11 protein-coding genes are annotated in these 13,248 nt (G+C 70.5%); 5 read left to right on the plus strand and 6 right to left on the minus strand.

Going from position 1 to position 13,248, the window contains the following annotated elements; translation table 11 throughout:
- The first annotated feature begins 27 nt into the window (after positions 1 to 27).
- The 4 genes from FMP39_RS31895 (at position 28) to FMP39_RS31910 (ending at position 6,835) form a co-directional block, all read left to right on the plus strand.
- The gene (locus FMP39_RS31895; protein ID WP_141593838.1) at positions 28 to 1,653 is read left to right on the plus strand and encodes a hypothetical protein; all 1,626 of its coding nucleotides are present in this window, start codon (positions 28 to 30) and stop codon (positions 1,651 to 1,653) included.
- 21 nt (positions 1,654 to 1,674) lie between these two features.
- Entirely contained in the window at positions 1,675 to 3,573 is a 1,899-nt protein-coding gene (locus tag FMP39_RS31900) for a hypothetical protein (protein WP_141593839.1), read from the plus strand.
- A gap of 72 nt (positions 3,574 to 3,645) precedes the next feature.
- Complete coding sequence (locus tag FMP39_RS31905; RefSeq protein WP_228558511.1) at positions 3,646 to 5,388, plus strand: DUF6311 domain-containing protein; 1,743 nt, start codon at positions 3,646 to 3,648, stop codon at positions 5,386 to 5,388.
- 58 nt (positions 5,389 to 5,446) lie between these two features.
- Positions 5,447 to 6,835: an ATP-binding protein gene (locus FMP39_RS31910; protein WP_141593841.1), complete on the plus strand. Its 1,389-nt coding sequence runs from the start codon at positions 5,447 to 5,449 to the stop codon at positions 6,833 to 6,835.
- Positions 6,836 to 6,923: 88 nt separating this feature from the next.
- Here FMP39_RS31910 and larC read toward each other — a convergent pair whose 3' ends face one another.
- The 6 genes from larC to FMP39_RS31940 all read right to left on the minus strand — a co-directional run bounded on the left by larC (position 6,924) and on the right by FMP39_RS31940 (position 13,006).
- Complete coding sequence (gene larC / locus FMP39_RS31915; protein ID WP_194858650.1) at positions 6,924 to 8,096, minus strand: nickel pincer cofactor biosynthesis protein LarC; 1,173 nt, start codon at positions 8,094 to 8,096, stop codon at positions 6,924 to 6,926.
- A 5-nt stretch (positions 8,097 to 8,101) separates the two neighbouring features.
- On the minus strand, positions 8,102 to 8,854 hold the full coding sequence (larB, locus tag FMP39_RS31920; RefSeq protein ID WP_090488050.1) for a nickel pincer cofactor biosynthesis protein LarB: 753 nt from the start codon (positions 8,852 to 8,854) through the stop codon (positions 8,102 to 8,104).
- 25 nt (positions 8,855 to 8,879) lie between these two features.
- Positions 8,880 to 9,482 (minus strand): chemotaxis protein CheC, encoded by a 603-nt coding sequence (locus tag FMP39_RS31925; RefSeq protein WP_141593843.1) that lies wholly within the window; start codon positions 9,480 to 9,482, stop codon positions 8,880 to 8,882.
- Positions 9,479 to 12,091: a chemotaxis protein CheA gene (locus FMP39_RS31930; RefSeq protein ID WP_141593844.1), complete on the minus strand. Its 2,613-nt coding sequence runs from the start codon at positions 12,089 to 12,091 to the stop codon at positions 9,479 to 9,481. Before FMP39_RS31930 ends, FMP39_RS31925 begins: the two co-directional genes overlap by 4 nt.
- Before the next feature lie 53 nt (positions 12,092 to 12,144).
- Positions 12,145 to 12,513: a response regulator gene (locus FMP39_RS31935; protein ID WP_011556618.1), complete on the minus strand. Its 369-nt coding sequence runs from the start codon at positions 12,511 to 12,513 to the stop codon at positions 12,145 to 12,147.
- A 70-nt stretch (positions 12,514 to 12,583) separates the two neighbouring features.
- Positions 12,584 to 13,006 (minus strand): chemotaxis protein CheW, encoded by a 423-nt coding sequence (locus FMP39_RS31940; protein WP_011556619.1) that lies wholly within the window; start codon positions 13,004 to 13,006, stop codon positions 12,584 to 12,586.
- 26 nt (positions 13,007 to 13,032) lie between these two features.
- Here FMP39_RS31940 and FMP39_RS37600 point away from each other — a divergent pair.
- Positions 13,033 to 13,248: hypothetical protein (locus FMP39_RS37600; RefSeq protein ID WP_194858651.1), on the plus strand; the 216-nt coding region annotated here is incomplete at its 3' end.

Genomic DNA, 13,248 nt, shown 5'->3' on the forward strand with positions numbered 1-13,248 from the left:
CCCGTCACGAGGAAGAGAGACGCACCCATGCGATGGACCTGGATGGCGGTGGTGCTGCTGGCGGCGGGCTGTGACGGCATCGACTTGCGGAAGCTCGTCACTCAGCACGAGGCACGCACGCGGGTGGACGCCGAGCCGGCCGGAGACCGCTGCCCGCTCGGCGGCAGGGCCTTTCTCGCGGGTCTGGACCTGAACGACAACGGGGTGCTCGACGACACCGAAGTGACGAGCACCGAGTACGTCTGCACCACGCCCACGCCCGGGGTGCTGGTGCACATGCAGGACGTGCCCCCTGGCGAGCAATGCCCTCACGGCGGCCACGTGTCGCGCGCGGGCCAGGACGTGAATGGCAACGATGTCCTGGAAGACGGCGAAGTCACCCGGGAAGTGTACGGCTGCACCGAGCCAGTCTCCCCCCCTGTGATTCACCGAAGCCAGCATCAGCCTCCGTCGGCGACGGTCCCGCCGTGGCTCTGTAGCTGGGGCCGCACCTGGGTAGAGGCCGGCCCTGACGCGAACGGCAATGGCCTCCTCGATGAAGACGAGGTTCGCGCCATGGAGAGCGTCTGCGTGGAGCCGACCCGGCTCATGGTCGTCTACGTGCCCGAGTTCGCCGGAGCGACCTGCCCCCAGGGTGGCACGGGCATCCGGCTGGGCGTGGATTCGAATGACGATGGCACGCTCTTGGGGCCCGAGGTCCACAAGACCGCCTTCGTCTGCGAGGCCCTGCACACGCTCCACGGCGACTACACCGTGCGGACCCCCGCGGACCTCGCCGCGCTCCAGCGCATCTCCCGCATCCAGGGGTCGCTCCTGATCAACGACGCATCCATCACCGAACTGAGCCTGCCGGGGCTCGCGGTGGTGGACCGCACCCTGCGCCTCTGGAACAACCAACTCCTGACCTGGGTGGACCTGCCCGTCCTGCGCTTCGTGGGCGACGACCTCGATGTGACAGCCAACCCCGCGCTGGACAGGCTCCAAGCGGGCGGCGCCGGCCATCAACGGCTGTTCGTGGGCCAGGGCGTCCTCGTGAGCAACAACGACCGGCTGCGCAGCCTGAGCGGGCTCGTGAGCGTGTCGCCTCGGGAGAGCCTGGTGGTGGTGGGCAATGATGTCCTGGCGTTCCAACCCAAAGAGGATTCCGTGCTCGTCAACGTCGACAACCTCATGGGCTCGCTCACCGTCGCCGACAACAACGCGTTGCAAGCGCTTCCCTTCTCGAACCTCTTCCATGTCGGCGGCAACGTCCGCATCTCGGGGAACCCGGCGCTGCGCTCCCTGGAAGGACTCTCCCCGCGGAGCATCGGCGGCGCGCTCGTCATCAGCGAAAACGAGGCCCTGCAGGCGCTCTCCAGCCTCGCGCCGGTCCGTCACCTGTCCGAGCTGCGCGTGACGGGAAACCCCGCCTTGACGACCCTGGAGGGCCTGAGCAGCCTGAGTACACTCGCTTCGCTTCGCGTGTCGGACAACACGAGCCTCGTCCGGCTCGACCTGAGCAACCTGCACCAGGTCAGCCAGGCCTTCGACGTCACGAATAATCTCGAACTCGCCTCATGCCTCGCGACGGCGCTCGCGTCCGCCGTGTACACGGGCGACGCCGGGCAACTCCTCATCAGCGGCAATGACGACACCGCCACCTGCGGCGAGTGACACTCCGAAAGGTGCCTGGCGATGCGATGGACGTGGATGTTGGCGCTGGTCCTGGCCGCCGGGTGTGACGGCATCGACCTGCGCCGGCTCGTCGAGCAGCACGAGGCGCGCACCCGGGTAACCGACGAGCCCTCCGGCCCGAACTGCGAGCACGGCGGGAAGGCCGTGCGCTCGGGGCTGGACTGGGATGATGACGGCGTGCTCGATGACGACGAGGTGACGGGCACCGAGTACATCTGCGCCACGCTCTCACCAGGCGTGCTGGTGCGCACGCGGCAGCTCCCTCCCGGTGAGCCCTGTGCGCTGGGCGGGCAGCTCACCCTGGCGGGGGCGGACCTGGATGGCAACGGCCTCCTTTCGGATGACGAGGTGACGCGCGAGGTCCACGGCTGCATGGAGCCGGCGCCTGTCCTCGCCCGCGTGCGCCCGCTGCTGCCCCAGCCCTTCGTCTGCCGGTACGACAACGCGCTTCTGGAGGCCGGCGCGGACCTCAATGGGAACGGCGTGCTCGATGACAGCGAGCTCCGGGCGGCTGCCCGCTTCTGCGCGGACCCCGCGGCGACGCTGCTGCGCCAGCGGCCAGAGCCTGCGGGCCCGAACTGCACCACTGGAGGCACCCAGGTGGAGACAGGCGTGGACACCAACCTGGACAAGGTGCTCGACGACACCGAGGTTCTCGCGGCTGCCTTCGTGTGCCAGCTGTCGGGGACCCATGACGGGATGTACGTGGTGGAGAACGCGGCCGACCTGGAAGCGTTGAAGTCCCTCTCCATCATTCGCGGTGAGCTCTCCATCGAGCACACGGATGTCACGACGGTGGTGCTCCCCGGCCTCGTATCGGTGGAAGGTCCGCTGTTCATCCACGACAACCCGGCGCTGACGCGAGTGGAGCTGTCTGGGCTTCGCTACGTGGGGGGAGCGTTGAGCATCCGCGGCAGCAACCCGCTCAACGAGGTGCGCGTCGGACCGCAGACGCCGGAGGCGCTTCCAGCCGTTCGCGTCGAAAGCCTGACGCTCTACTCGCTCCCCGCCCTGTCGTCCCTGAGCGGCGTGGCCGCCGTGGCGCCCCACTTCGACCTCACCCTGTGGAACACCGGCGTGCAGTGGAGCCCCGACGCGTTCCCCCACGTCCAGGTGCTGGCGGGCACGCTCACCGTTCACGCGAACGCCGCGTTGGAGAAGCTGCCAGTGTCCCGTCTGACGGAGGTGGGAGGGAGCGTCACTATTTCGGGCAACCCGATGCTTCAATCCCTGGAGGGGCTGGGACCTCTGACGAGGGTCGGCGGCATGCTCGACATCTCCAGCAACAAGGCCCTCACGCACCTCACCGGGCTGGAACACCTGACGGTGGTGAAGGACCGCATCATCGTGATGAACAACGCCCGGCTCCTGGACCTCCGCTTCGATGCCCTCTCCGAAACAGGCGCGCTCGCCGTGGCGGGCAACGCAGCGCTGGAGCAGGTGGGCCCGATGCCGTCGCTGCTCCGGGTGCATGGGGACGTCACCCTGGCGGAGAACCCACGGCTGCTGCGCGCGGCGGACCTGCCAAAGCTCCAGAGCATGGGTGGCGCGTTGTTCGTCAACCTCAACCCGCTGCTGACGGACCTGTCTGGCTTTGAGCAAGTGACGTGGATGCGCGGCCTGTACGTCAAGGGCAATGACGCGCTGGAGCACCTGAGCACCCTGGGCTCGCTCCACACCCTGGGCACCCTGGAGGTGCGGGGGAATCTAGCGATGACGGCGCTGAACCTGGAGGCACTCGCGCACGTGCGCGACGCGTTCATCGTCACGGACAACGCGCGGCTCCCCTCGTGCTGGGCCACGATGCTCGCGGACGGCGTCTACACCGGGCCGCCGGAGGAGCGCTTCATCGGGAACAACGACAGCGTCACGCCTTGCCACCTCCAGGCTGGCCGGTAGCGCTCGGCCCGGAACGGTGCTTGCCCGTGCGGGAAGCGCGGTCCTACAGTGCCGGCCTCCACCAAGGCCGCCATGACGATCCCGAGTCCACCGGCGTCGAGGGAATCCGCTTCACCGGCGCTCGCCCCGACTCCGCCCGCCCCCACCCTTGCGCCTTCTCCTTCACCCGCGAGCCGGTGGGCGCCCTGGAGCGCCGCGCTGGGTGGGCTGGCGTGGTTCCTCTGGCTCGGCGGTGGCCGGGCGATTCCGCCCACGCGCATCGACTGGATGATACGCGAGGACTGGGCGGCCTCCGGCTTCGGCTGGCTGTTCTACCGCAACGCCCCGTGGGGCCTGCCGCTCACGAGCTCGCCCAATCAGCTCTTCCCGCATGGCACCTCCGTGGCGCTCACGGACGGCAATCCCCTGCTGGCGGTGCTGTTCAAGCCCTTCAACGCGCTGCTGCCCGCTGACTTCCAGTACCACGGCCTCTGGCTGGCGCTGGGTTTCGCGCTCATGGGCTGGTTCGGCGCGAAGCTGGTGTCCGTCGTTTCGTCCCGCCCCACGCACCAGTTGCTGGGCGGTCTGCTGCTGGCCCTGGGTCCGCCCATGGCGGCGCGGCTGGGGCACCTGACGCTGTGCTCGCACTGGCTGCTGGTGGCCATGATGTGGCTGCACCTGCGCGACACACCAGACGCCCACGCGGCGAAGCGGAGCCTCCTATGGGCCGCCGCGTTGAACGCCGTGGGCGCGGGTACGCATCCGTACCTGGTGGCCATGCTCGCGCCGCTGGCCATGGCGCTGACCGTGCGCCTGGCCCTGGGCCGCGTCATCAGTTGGGGACGCGCGCTGCTGGCCTCGGTGGGCATCGTCGTGCTGGACGTGCTCATCTTCGCCCTCTTCGGCTACTTCGTCGGCAGCAACCTGGGCGCGGAAGGCTTCGGCCAGTTCTCCGCCGACCTGACCACGCTGTTTAATCCCACGGACTGGTCGCGACTGCTGCCCTCGCTGCCCGTGGCGCGGCGGCAGGGCGAAGGCTTCGGCTATGTGGGCGCGGGGGCGCTGCTGCTCGTGGTGCTCTCCGTCGTGGGCGCGGCGCTTCGCTTTCGCACCCTGCGGGACCTGCCCTGGCGGCGGGGACTGCCCTTCGCGGTGGCGGTGCTGCTGCTGGCCGTCTACGCGCTGTCGTCCCGGGTGACCTGGACGGGCCAGGTGGTGGTGGACCTGGGCGGGCTGTACGAGCCCTTCTCGCGGCTGACGTCCGCGTTCCGCGCGTCCGGCCGCTTCATCTGGCCGCTGTGCTACGCGGTGATGGGCGGCGCCCTCCTCCTGTGGCTGCGGCAATGGCGAGAGCGCGCCTGGGTGGGGACGGCGGTGCTCGCGCTGGTGGTCGCCGTGCAGGCCTACGACGTGCGCCAGGACAAGAGCGAGCTGCGCCGTCGCCCGGAAGGCTTCCGTCGGCTCCAGGCCCCGGAGTGGGCGGAGCTGAAGGGCCACTACCAGCACCTGGCCCTCTTCCCGCCGCAGGTGCAGTGGGTGTGCCCCTACAACGAGCCGCTGGTCAACGCGGCGGGGTACATGGCCTACCGGCTGGGCCTCACCTTCAACAGCGGCTACGTCACCCGGACCCCACCGTCGATCGCCGAGGAGTGCAACGCCACCATGCGCCCTGGCGGCGTGGACGAGGACACGGTGTACGTCGTGGTGCGTCAGCAGGTGGGCGCCTTCCTCCGGGCGGGCGCGCGCTGCGGGATGCTGGAGGGGCTGCCGGTGTGCGTGGCTGGGCAGCGGAACGACGCCTTCGCTCAGGCGTTGACGCGGCAACCCTTGCGATAGCGCGGGACCCCGCCGAATCCGATGGACTCCCTGGCGGGGACAGGCAGCATCCCGGCGTATGGGAAGTGACGACATCGTCGCGGCGTTGCGCCAGGTTCCGCTGTTCGCCCGGCTCACCGGAGAACAGCTCCGCTGGATGGCGGACCATGGCCGTCAACTCCACTTCCCCGCTGGCACGCGTATCGCCGAGCAAGGCGCCGCCGCGGATGGCCTGTCCGTCATCATGGAGGGCCACACGCAGTGGAGCCGCCGCACCGGCACCGAGAGCGTTCCCACGTTCACGCTGGAGGCCGGCGACCTCTTCGGCGAGCTCATCCTCTTCCTGAACGCGCCCTACCCCCACAGCGGCGACGCGGTGACGGACGTGCGCCTGTTCCGGATGGAGCCGGCCACCTTCTGGGAGCTGCTGCGGCTGGCGCCCGGACTCAGCCGGGGCCTGATGGAGCTGGCCTCGCAGCGCTCCCAGCAGCAGGCGCAAGACGTCCGTCCTCAGTCGGAAGTGCTCCCCGTGGGCCGCATGGCGGCCGAGCTGGGCGCCGAGCTGGGCAGCCCCGCCGCGGCGGCCCGGCGGAGCGCGGCGCGGCTAGGCGAGCTGATGGCCACGGTGTCCGCACGCGCCATGGCCCTGGGCGACCACGGCCTGTCCCTGCCCCAGCGCAGCGTCCTGCTGGCGCTGCCTCGGGAAGCGGCGGAACGCGGGCGGACCTCTCCGCCGCTGGAGCCCCTGGCCCGCGCCGAGCGCGAGGAAGCGCTGGGCTCCTGGCTGGAGGCGCGCGGCGTGGCGGATGCTTGGGAGGCGGCGCCCGCGTTGGTGGCCTCCGGCCTGGACGTCGCGTGGCTGGAGTCGGTGGCGACGCGCGTGGGCGGGGCGCTGCTGGGCGACGTGCTCGCGTGGCTGGTGGTGGCGGTGAGCTGTGACGTGCTCATGGCGGAGGTGACGCGAGGAACGGCACGCGTGTCCGCACTGGTCGAAGGCGTGAAGGCCTATGCCTTCATGGACCCGGTGCCGCGTGAGGACGTGGACGTCCACGAAGGACTGGAGAACGCGCTGGCGGTGCTGGGCCACCGGCTGCGCGGAGAGCACCTCACGGTGGAGCGTGAGTACGACCCGCACCTGCCCCGGGTGAAGGCGGAAGGCGTCGCGCTCGACGAGCTGTGGACGCAGTTGGTGCTCAATGCGCTGGAGGCGCTGGGCGAGCGCGGAGGCCGCGTGCGACTGCGCACCTGGAAGGATGCCGCACACGTGGTCGTCGAGGTCTCCGATGACGGGCCGGGCATTCCCAAGGACTTGCTGCCGCGCATCTTCGAGCCCTTCTTCAGCACCAAGCCCCATGCGGCGGGCATGGGCCTGGACGTCTGCCGGCGCATCGTCGAGCGCCATGGCGGCGACCTGTGCGTGCGCGCCGAGCAGAGCGGCACCCGCATCCAGGTACGCTTGCCGGCGTAACCACCGCGGGCAGCGCGCCCGCGCCCGGGACTTCATCACCCCCTGACGAAGCTGTCCGCGAAGCCCTCGGAGAGGGAGCCCACGGCGCTCAGTCCTTGGGGCCGAGCGCCGCCACCGCCGCGGCCATTACCTGCTTCACGGGGACGCCCGCGGCCTCCGCCACCTGGCGGCAGTCCTCGAACTCCGGGTGGGCGTTGAGCACCGCGCCCTGGCGCAGCCCGCGCTTCACGCGGACCTTGCCCCACGGCGTCTCTACCTCCACCCAGTCACGCTCCAGCGCCTGACGCTCCACGCGGTGGTAGCGCACGCCCAGCGTGGTGGACTCGCGCAGCACCACGTCCACGATGGCTTCGCGCGTGCCGCCCTCCACCAGCGCGCTCAGCAGGTGCCCCGGCCGGCTCTTCTTCATCACCACGGGCGTCACCCACGCGTCCAGCGCGCCCACCGCGAGCAACCGCTCCAGCAGGTGCCCCAGCAGCTGCGGCGTGGCGTCGTCCAGGTTGGCCTCCACCACCCAGAGCCCTTCGTTGCGGGCCTGCTCCAGCCGGCCCAGCGACGCGCGCAGCACGTTGGGCCGGTCCTTGAAGTCCTTCGTTCCGACGCCGTAGCCCACCTTCTCCACGATGAAGTCCGGCGGATGGCCGATGTGCGCCAGCACCTTGAGCAGCGCCGCGCCCGTGGGCGTCGTCAGCTCCCCCACGCCCTCGAAGCGCACGGGCACGTCCCGCAGCAACTCCAGCGTCGCGGGCACGGGAATGGGCATGGCGCCATGGGCCACGCGGATGGTGCCGCTGCCCAGCGGCGGCGGCGCCGCATGGACCTCCGGGTTGCCCAGCAGCTCCAGCACCACCGCCGCGCCACAGATGTCGACGATGGAGTCCACCGCGCCCACTTCATGGAAGTGGATGTCGTCGATGGACACGCCGTGGACCTTCGCCTCCGCCTCGCCGATGGCGCGGAACACCGCCAGCGCCCGCTCCTTCGCGCGCGGGGGCAGCGTGTCCGCCTCCTCGATGAGGCGCCGAATGTCCGCGTAGGCGCGGTGCGGATGGACCTCGCGCGCATCCAGCACGACGTCCAGGTGCGTGCCGCTGATGGCGTGGCGCACCGCGCGGCTCACCGCCAGCTTCCAGCCCGGGACGCGCAGGCCCGACAGCGCGCGCTCCAGCTCCGCCGGGGAAATGCCCAGGTCCAGGCCCGCCGCCAGGAACATGTCCCCGGCGATGCCACCCACCGGCTCCAGGTAGAGGATGCGTCGCATGGTGCTCACCTGCGTCCCTTCGTCCGGGAAATGAGGGCGGCGTAGAAGCCACCGCCAAAACCGTTGTCGATGTTCACCGTGGCCACGTTGGAGGCGCACGAGTTCACCATGGCCAGCAGCGCGGACACGCCCTTGAAGTTGGCGCCGTAGCCCACCGACGTGGGCACCGCGACCACGGGAATCCCCACCAGTCCGCCCAGCGCGCTGGCCAACGCGCCCTCCATGCCCGCCACCACCACGGCGGCATGGCACTCCTGGATTTCCTCGCGGCGCCGCAGCAGCCGGTGGATGCCGGCCACGCCCACGTCGTAGACGCGCCGCACCTCCGCGCCCATGGCCTCGGCCGTCGTGGCCGCCTCTTCCGCCACGGGGATGTCGCTGGTGCCCGCCGTCACCACGGCCACGCGGCCCGCGCGCACCTTGCCCTGCTTGAGATGGAAGATGCGCGCCACCGGGTGGTACTCGCCCTTGGGGAAGCGCGCCACCAGCGCCTCCGCCTTGTCCGGCTGGAGCCGCGTCACCAGCACCGTCTGCTTGCGCTCCACCAACGCCCCGACGATGCCCAGCAGTTGCTCCACCGTCTTGGGCTCACCCAGCACCACCTCCGGGAAGCCGAAGCGCAGGTTGCGGTGCGTGTCGAGCGTCGCGTACCCCAGCTCCGCGAAGGGCAGGTCCTTCAACTTGCCCACCGCGTCGTCCACGGAGACGCGGCCGGACTTCACACTGCCCAGGAGCTGTTTCAGCGCCTTCTCATCCATGGGCGCCCGTCTAGCTCGAAACGGGCTACACGCCCAGCCGCGCCAGCAAGTCGCGGATGCTGTCCCGCGCCAGCACCAGCAGCAGCTGTCCCCCCACCGGAGGCGCCGCGGTCGCGAGGAAGCGAGCCTCCAGCACCACCACGCTGCTGGCGTCGCCCTCCACCTGCCCCACCGCGTCGGACACCACGTCCCGCGCGCGGCCGCGCCGCACCGTGGGCACCGTGGGCACCAGCTTCCAGCCCGTCAGCCGGCCCATGGCGGACAGGCAGGCGCTGGCGACGATGTTCGCCGTCTCCGCCATCACGCTGTCCCGTTCGGCCTGATGAATCACGGGCTGTCCCTCCAGGAGCAGCGCCTCCAGCGCGGCTCCGTCCTGCTGGGGCAGCACCAGCAACAGGGCCCCCCTCAGCCCGCCCTGGATGCCGAGCCACCCCGACACCACTGGCGCGGCTCCGCCCAGCAGCTCGGCGGCGTCGGAGGGGCCTGTCAGCAACACGCGGGGAATGGAGAGGTCCACCTTGCGTCCCCCCATCAACCGGGAGAGCGCATTGGCCGCGTGGCCACAACCAATGTTGGCCACCTCGCGCAGTGCGTCGAGTTGCGCGTCGCTGTGCAGGGGCTGGCTCACGCGGACAGTAACCTCGGCACGTCCAGGATGAACACCGGACGCCCACTTCCCAGAATGGTGACGCCGGACAGGCCGGGCAGCAAGTCCAGGGGCCGCGACAGCGGCTTGAGCACCACTTCCTCCTGTCCCAACAAGCGGTCCACCGCCAGGGCCACCCGGCCGGAATCCCCGTCCATCACCACGAAAGGCCGGGCTCCCAGTCTCCGGGGGGCAGGTACGCCCACCAGCGCATCCAACGAATGGACCGGCAGCAGCGAATTACCATGGGGCAGCAGGGCCGTCTCGCGGCTGCGACTGAGGGACTCGCCGTCCGCCTCCGTCGCACCCACCACCTTGGCGATGGGCAGGCCGAAGACCTCCTCGCCCACCTCCACCAGCAGCAGGTGCACCACCGCGACCGTCAGTGGAAGTCGCAGGGTGAAGCGGGTGCCCCGGCCTCGCTCGCTGTCGATTTCGAGCGTACCTCCGACGTTCTCCACCACGCGCTTCACCGCGTCCATGCCCACACCGCGGCCGGAGATGTCGGTGATGTCCTTGGCGGTGGAGACGCCCGGAAGGCACGACAGCATGAAGGCCTCGCGGTCCGTCAGGCGCGCCGCGGCCTCCGCCGAGAGCAGGCCTCGCGACACCGCGGCGTTCTTCAGCTTCGCGGGGTCCATGCCGCGGCCGTCGTCCTCCAGCTCGATGATGACGCGGTCCCTGGCGCGCTTCACCGCCACCAGCACCCGGCCCCGTGGGCCCTTCTTCGCGACGGCGCGATCCTCGGGCGCCTCCAGGCCGTGGTCGATGCAGTTGCGCAGCAGGTGGAGCAGCGGGTCCGACAGCTCCTCGAGGATGGCCCGGTCGAGCTCGATTTCCGCGCCGGTGATGACCAGGTCGACCTCGCGCTCCTTGCGACGGGCGATGTCTCGCGCCGCCCGGGGCAGCCGGTCGGTGATGAGGGACAGCGGCGTCATGCGCGCCGTCATCACCTTGTCGTGCAGGTCCTTCACCAACGTGTGCAGCCGGTAGACGCCCTCTTCCAGCGCGGGGCGTGTGTTCTCCGGCAGCACCTTGCCCACCTCGCGCAGGCGGGCCGTGGCAAGCATCAGCTCACCCACGGTGTCGAGGAAGTAGTCGAGGAGCTCCGTGCGCACGCGCACCGTGCGCGACGCCGTGTCCGCAGGCGCTCGGGCGCCGTCGGGGACAGGCACCAGGGTGGGCTGCACCACGGGCGCGGCCACCGCGGGCTTCACCGAGATGACCTCCACCTCGGCCACGTTCTTCAGCGCCGCGTGGATGCCCGCTTCACCCGCCGGGGTCTCCAGCTCCAGTTGGATGTTGCCGTCTGGGATGCGGCCGGCTTTCAGCTCCTCCAGCGCGGGCCGGAGCTCCACCAGCGTGCCCAGGTTGGTGAGGCGCTTGTGGACGAGAAAGGCGCGCACGCCGGGCACCTGACAGGTGGGCGCGATGCGAAGCCGCACCGCCCAGCGCTGGGCCAGCGTTTCCGGGAGCGGCGCGCTGGCCGCGGCCTTCAGGGAGTTGGCCAGGTCGGGCGTTGGGGTCGCGGTTCCGGCGTCGGCTCCGGGTGCGTCCGAGGCCCGGCGCGCGGACAGCGGCACCACCACGCCTCCGGTGGCTCCGTCCGGGGATGATGGAGCGCTGGTGCCGTGCGCTCCATTCGGCGCGCTGGAGGTGGCGGAGGGACCGGGCCCGCCGTTCATCAGATGGGGACTGGCCGGGCCGGGCCCCGCACCGTCAACACCGGTGCCGCTGGCCATGCTCGGGCTGGCACTGCCACCCGAGGCGCCCGCTCCTCCGTCGACGCTGCTCCGGGGGCCGCTGCCAGTAGCTCCGCCACCGTGCGTTGAGGCAGGGCTGGCACCGGCGCCTGTAGGGCCCGAGCCGCCAGCTCCGCCCGCAGTGCTCGAGCCACTTCCTGCGGCGCCGCTCGTGCCGCCACCGGGGCCTGAGCCGCCAGCTCCGCCCGCAGCGCTCGACCCACTTCCTGCTGCGCCGCTCGTGCCGCCACCAGTGCCAGAGCCGCCAGCTCCGCCCGAGCTGCCCGCTCCGCCCCCCGTGCCCGAGCCAGACCCCGCGCCTCCGCCAGGGCCCCCCGTGCCCGAGCCATCCGAGCCAGACCCCGAGCCTCCGCCGGGGCCATCCGAGCCCGTGCCATCCGAGCCGCCGCCCTCTGGCTTCAGTGCCGTCACCTTCGCGACGCGCGTGGCGGCCGGGGCTTGGCCCGTCATGGTGGTGACGCGCTGGCTGAGCTGTGTCAGGAGCGCCGCGGAATCATCCGGCTGCTTGCCCTCCGCCACCGCGCGCACCTGCGCGAGCATGGTGTCGGCGGCGGTGAGCAGCAGGTCCACCAGGTCGCGGTCCAGGCGGCCGCGGTCCTGACGGACGGCGTCCACGAGGTCCTCTACGCGGTGCGCCACGATGGCGATGGGCTCGAAGCCCATGGACGACGCCATGCCCTTGACCGAGTGGGCATGGCGGAACATCGAATCCACCGCACTGGACGAGCCCTCGCGCTCAAGCTCCACGAGGTCACGCCCGAGCGCCTCCAGGTGGTCGGTCGCCTCGGAGATGAAGAGCCCGAGGTAGCGGGACATGTCCATCGTCATGGACCCGGCCTCGTGTCAGGAAGGGTGGACAGCCCGCGCCAGGGCGCAGCCGCTCACGTCTCGCCCAGGACCTTCTTCACCACGGCCAGCACGTCCTCGGCCCGGAACGGCTTGACGATGAAGTCCGAGGCGCCCGCCTCGATGGCCTCCATCACCAGGCTCTCCTGCCCGAGCGCGGAGCACATGATGACCACCGCGCTGCTGTCCGCCTTGATGATCTCTCGCGTGGCCTCGATGCCGCTCTTGAAGGGCATGACGATGTCCATCGTCGTGAGGTCGGGCTTGAGCTCCTTGTACTTCTCCACGGCCTCCAGGCCGTTGGCCGCCTCACCGACGACCTCGAACCCCCCAGACGCAAAGATGTCCTTGATCATGTTGCGCATGAAGATGGCATCGTCGACGACCAGGACCCGCTTAGCCATGTGAAGAACTCCGCCTCCGAATCACCTAGAGGAGCGCGGACACTAGCATCCGCGCTTTCCAGGGGGCTACTCACTTGGAATGGGTGAACAAGGCAACCACCGCGGCGTCCAACCCTTCTGGGTCCAGGACAGTCACTCCCAGGCCACCCAGCCTGGCGACGCCCCGGATGGCAGGCGTCATTTTTCCTGGCGCCGTGCTCACCCGCTCCACCGCTTCGATGCCATCTACGTCCGTTACCAACAGTCCCAGGTCTCTCCGCCCGCGGTCCAGTAGAACCACCCGTCCGGGCGGGGTAGGACCCTCGGGAAGACTCAGAAGCTGCCGCAGCTCTACCACTGTCACGACCCTGCCGCGCAGATTCATTACGCCTGTAATGGCCAGTGGCGCACGCGGCACACGGGTGAAGCGCTCGGGAGGCACGACGACCTCCCGCACCGCCGAGAGCGGCAACCCGTAACGCTCCTTCTCCACCCGGAAGATGACGTGCCGCACAGGAGTAACGTTCTATCCACTCTGGAATGACCGGCCCGATTCGCTACCGCTTCGACCGGGACGAACCCGCCGCGCCCCGCTTCGCCGTGGACGTCTGCTTCGCGCCGGCCCGCCTGATGGGACCTTCGCGCGCCGGGGCCGGCTTCGCCACGGATTTCTTCCCGCCCGCCGCCGCCTTGCCCGGTGCGGGCTTCTTTCCGGCCGCTGACGTCCGTGCCACGGCCCGCCCCGCCGCCACACCC

Source organism: Myxococcus sp. AB056 (assembly GCF_006547365.1).
Classification (GTDB): Bacteria; Myxococcota; Myxococcia; order Myxococcales; family Myxococcaceae; genus Myxococcus; species Myxococcus virescens.